Raw genomic sequence first — 720 nt, 5'->3', positions numbered from 1 at the left:
GGCGGCCAGCGCGGCCAGGAACGGCCCCAGATCGCGATAGCCCAGGGCCGTCACTGCCGGATCGCGACGGCGATCGCCCCCCTGGCGCAGCCGGGCAGCCAAGTCGTCGACATCCTGGGCCAGCACCATCTGACCGCCCGATTGCACCAGCTGCGCCAGCGCATCGGGCGCAGGGGTGGGCGCCTGCGGCGCGGCGCCCACGACCCGGACCGCCCAGATGCGCGTGCCCAGGGCGGCCAGACGCCCGGCCTCGGCCACAGCCTGGCCATCGACCCCGGCCCCGTCCGAGATCAGGACCAGATCGGCCTGCCCTGCATCGCCGAACATCTGCCCGGCCAGGCCGATGGCGGCTGCGGGCCTGCTGCCCTGACCGGGCACCGTGTCGGCATCCAGGACCGCGATCAGCGTCTGCAGCGTGCGCGGATCGGTGGTGGGGGCGGATGCGGCATAGGCCTCTCCGCTGTAGAGGATCAGGCCGACGGGCCGGCCGGCCAGCCCCTGCAGCAGGGCGGCGGCGGCCTGTTGCGCCTGTGCCAGCGCCGGTCCCCGCGCGACCGAAGGGGACAGGTCGATGGCGATCAGCACGCTGTCGGTGCGCGCCAGGACGGGCGCATCGGCGCGCGGCAGCGCCGGCCCGGACAGGCCCAGCACCAGCAGCGCGGCCGCCCCCACGGGCAGCAGCGGACCCCACCGGCCGGTGCTGCCGCCCAAGGCGCCAAG

General features: G+C 76.1%; 1 protein-coding gene. It reads right to left on the bottom strand.

Going from position 1 to position 720, the window contains the following annotated elements; all coding sequences use genetic code 11:
* On the bottom strand, positions 1 to 720 hold a 720-nt coding region (locus TW83_RS18250; RefSeq protein ID WP_045984206.1), incomplete at both ends, for a VWA domain-containing protein.

The organism is Paracoccus sp. S4493 (genome assembly GCF_000967735.1).
In the GTDB taxonomy this organism is placed as follows: domain Bacteria; phylum Pseudomonadota; class Alphaproteobacteria; order Rhodobacterales; family Rhodobacteraceae; genus Paracoccus; species Paracoccus marcusii.
This window is presented reverse-complemented; position numbering and strand designations above follow the sequence as displayed.